This window comes from Pseudomonas sp. 6D_7.1_Bac1, assembly GCF_025465945.1.
In the GTDB taxonomy this organism is placed as follows: domain Bacteria; phylum Pseudomonadota; class Gammaproteobacteria; order Pseudomonadales; family Pseudomonadaceae; genus Aquipseudomonas.
This window is the reverse complement of record NZ_JANLNW010000032.1, coordinates 1-4,352: the sequence shown is the minus strand read 5'-3', so window position 1 is coordinate 4,352 and position 4,352 is coordinate 1. Positions and strand designations below refer to the sequence as shown.

Genomic DNA, 4,352 nt, shown 5'->3' with positions numbered 1-4,352 from the left:
CTCCAGCGCCAAGGCCCTGACGGCCAGCGTCAGTGGCCTTGATCAACAAGGCGGCAAACTGTTCAGCAGTACGGAGCTGAGTCTTGACCTGAACAACGGCCAGCTGAATAACCAGGGCGGTCTGATCAACGCCCCCGGTCAGTTATTGCTGAAAAACTTCAAGGGTGTAGCGAACCAGAACGGCGAGATTTCCAGCGATCAGGGGTTCACGCTGGCGGCGCAAACGCTCGACAACACTGCTGGCAAAATTGTTAGTCAGAACGCGCTGGTCCTGCGCGTCGACCAGACCTTGAACAACCTCAAGGGGTTGGTCTCGGCCAATGGCCTGGATCTGCGCGCCGGCAGCCTCGACAACACCGCCGGCAAGATTGGCAGCGATTCGGACCTGACCCTGACTGTCGCGGCTGGAGTGACCAACCTCAATGGCTCGTTATCCAGTGCCGGGTTATCGACCCTCAAGGCGGCGAGTCTGGACAATACCCAAGGTCAGCTGACGGGTGACCTCGGGCTGGGCATCGACCTGAGCGGCGCACTGAATAACCACGGCGGCAAGCTCGGCTCCGGCAAGGCGCTGAGCCTGACCGTTGGCAGCCTCGACAACCGCGCTGCGGGCATGTTGCTCGCCGCCGACGGCACCCTGACGGGGCAGGTGCTGGGCGCCTTTGATAATCGGGAGCTGGGAAAACTAAGAGCCACCGGTGGCATCGACCTGACCACCGGCAGCCTGGATAACCGTGGCGGCAGTCTGGCCGGCAAGGACCGGCTGACCCTGCGCAGTGACTCGGCGGATAACCGCGGTGGCCTGATCCAGGCCGACCAGGACCTGAAGTTGCTGGTCGGGCAACTGGATAACCGCGACAAAGGCGTGCTGACCGGCAAGGCCGCGATCAGCTACGAAGGTACGCGCCTGGACAACAGCGGTGGCCTGCTGAGTGCGGTCGGTCCACTGACGCTCAAGGCCCAGGAAATCACCAACACCCAAGGCCGGATCGCAAGTCAGAGCGACTTGACCGCGACCCTCGATACGCTGAACCAGCAGGGCGGGGCGCTGGTCGCCCAAGGCAGTTTGTTGCTGACCGGCAAGGCCCTCGATAACCGCAATGGCGGGCTGGTGGGCAGCACAAACGCGCTGACCCTCACTGTCGATCAGGTCGACAACCGGGCCGGGGAAATCTCCAGTACCAACAGCAATCTGGGCCTCACGGGCCTGCGTCTGGACAACAGCGACGGCGGCAAACTGCTGTCCGCTACCGACCTGCGGCTGACGGTGGCGCAGTTGATCAACCAGAGCAAGGGCCTGCTGTTCGCCAAGGGCAGCGCTCGCCTGGCCGGCACCACACTCGACAACACCAGCGGCAGTGTCTCCGGCCTCAAGGGCCTGGATATTCGTCTCGATGGGGCTCTGCTCAATAACGCCGGGTTGCTCAGCAGCGAAAGTGGACTGACCCTCAACGTCGCCAGTCTGGACAACTCCGCAGGCAAGCTCAGCGGCGCCAGCGCCCTGTCGGTCACCAGCCTGGGGGCGTTGCTCAACCAGGGAGGCTCGATCATCACCGACCAGGGCTTGACCCTGGCCAGCGCCAGCCTCGATAACAGCCAGCAAGGCCTGATCAACGGCAAGGGCGCCACCCGTGTCACCACCGGCGTGTTGAATAACAGCCAGGGTGGTCATCTCACCAGTGACGATGCGCTGGACCTGACCGCCACCCAGGTCAGCAACGCTGCCACCGGCCGCATCGCCAGCGAAAAAGCCCTGACGGCCAGCATCACCGGCCTGGATCAACAGGGCGGCGAACTCTTCAGCAAAACCCGCCTGGACCTGGACCTGAACAACGGCCAGCTCAACAATCGAAACGGCCTGATCAATGGTCCCGTGCTGGTGCTCAACCACCTCGCGGACATCGCCAACCAGAACGGCGAAATCTCCAGTGCCCAAGCCTTCACCGTCGCTGCGCAAACGGTCGACAACAGCGGCGGCAAGCTACTGAGCAACCAGGGCCTGACCCTGCGCATCGCGCAGACCCTGAACAACCTCAACGGGCTGATTTCTGCTGCGTCCCTCAACAGCCGCAGTGCCAGTCTGGACAACAGCCATGGCCTGATCAGCAGCCGTGGCGACGTTGATCTGGGCGTGACCCAGGCCTTCACCAATCAGAGCGGCACCCTGATCGGCGACGGGGCGGTGCTGTTGGCGGCCAACAGCCTCGACAACCGCAACGGCGCGGTCGCCGGCAAGGCCGATGTGTCGGCCACCCTCACCAGCCTCAACAACCAGAACGGTCAATTGATCGCCAGCGGTGCCTTGAGCCTGATCGGCGGCGCGCTCGACAACCGCCAGAATGGCCTGGTAGGCGCTACAAAAGCGCTGAAACTCAATGTCGGTGATATCGACAACCGTGGCGGCGAACTCTCCAGCAGCGCCGACATCAGCCTGACGGGCAACCGCCTGGACAACAGCGACAGTGGTCAGATCATCGCCGCCATGGGCTTGAGCATGACCCTCGGCCAGGTGCTCAACCGCAACCTGGGCCTGATCAATGGCAAGACCGGTTTAACCCTGGATGGCCAGACTCTGGACAACACCGGTGGTCACCTGCTCAGCGGGCAGGATCTCCGGCTGGGCCTGGGCAGCGACCTGACGAACACTCAGGGCCTGATCAGCAGCGAAGGCCAACTCGACGTCAACAGCGCCAACCTGACCAACACCGGTGGCAGCCTGTCGAGTGCCGGTGCGTTGACGGTCAAGGCCAGTGGTGTGCTCGGCAACCAGGGCGGGCAACTGGTCAGTGACCGCAGCGTCGACCTGACCAGCGCCAGTCTCGACAACCGTCAACAAGGCGTGATCAGCGGCAAGGGCCCGGTGGGCGTGACCACTGGCGCCTTCGACAACAGCCGGAACGGTCGCCTGAACAGTGGCGACCGCCTGACCCTCATGGCCGGCCAGGTCACCAACCAGAACGGTGGCAGTATCGGCAGTGCCCAGGCACTGACGGCCAGCGTCACCGGCCTCGACCAGATGGGCGGCAAACTCTTCAGCAACACCAGCCTCACCCTTGACCTGAACCAGGGTCTGTTGAATAACCAGAACGGCCTGATCAATGCCCCGTCGCTGCTGCTCAATAACCTCAAGGGCGTTAACAACCAGGGCGGCGAAATTTCCAGCGCCCAGGCCTTTGGCCTCGCCGCCGACAGCCTCGACAACAGCAACGGCAAACTCCTCAGCAACCAGGCCCTGACCCTGCGGATCAATCAGGCCTTGACCAACCTCAAAGGCCAGATTGCCGCGGCGGCCCTCGACGTACGGGCCGCCAGCCTGGATAACACTGGCGGCACCGTAAACAGTCGTAGCGACCTGACCCTGAATGTCGCGGGTTTGCTCAGCAACCAAAATAACGGCCTGATCAACGCGGCACAGAACCTGACGCTGACCAGCGCCGACCTGAACAACCAGGGTGGCGTCCTGCTCGGTGGCAGTGCGGTGACCCTCAATGCGATGGCGCTGAACAACAGCGCCAACGGGTTGATCAACAGCCAGGCCGGTCTGACCCTGACCGCCAACAGCCTGGACTCCAGCAACGGCGGCGAAGTCTCGGCCAAAGGTGACATCGCACTGACCCTGGGCGCACTGACCCAGAATGCCGGTCGCCTGCTGGGCGGCAGCGCTGTGCGCCTCGACCTGTCGGGCGGCGACTTCGACAACCGCAATGGCCTGCTGACCGCCAAAGGCCCGCTGAGCATCAGCCGCTTGCGCGACCTGAACAACCAGAACGCAGAGATTTCCAGCAACCAGAGCGCCAACCTGATCGGTCGTACGCTGAACAACGGCGGCGGCAAACTGATCAGCAACACTCAGTTGAGCGTGACCGGCGACAGCGTGCTCAACCAGGGCGGTCTGATCTCTGGCTGGCAGGGGCTGAGCGTCAATGGCGGCAGCCTCGACAACCGCAACAACGGCACACTGTCCAGCCGTAGCGGCGACCTGGCGGTGAACCTCAACGGTGCGTTGCTCAACAGCGGCGCCGGCGCGCTGGTCAGCCAGAAGACTCTGACCGTCAATGCAGCCAGCCTGGACAACAGCGCTGGCATCCTGTCCAGCGGCGCGGCTCAGCAACTGGTCGTCAGCGGCCTGTTGAACAACGCCTTGGGCGGTTCGATCGACAGCGCTACAACCCTGACGCTGCAAGCCATGGCCCTGAACAACAGCGGCACCCTCAGCGCGCAACAAGCCCTGAGCTTTACCGGCACGACCCTCGACAATACCGGCGGCAGTCTGGTCAGCAACGGCGCGGTGAACCTTGACCTGCTCGGTGCCCTGAGCAACAGCAACGGCAAACTCGCCAGTGGCGGCCCAC

1 protein-coding gene is annotated in these 4,352 nt (G+C 63.4%); it reads left to right on the top strand.

The annotated features are described in order from the left end of the window. Positions 1-4,352: beta strand repeat-containing protein (locus NTD87_RS08440; protein WP_410017477.1), on the top strand; the 4,352-nt coding region annotated here is incomplete at both ends.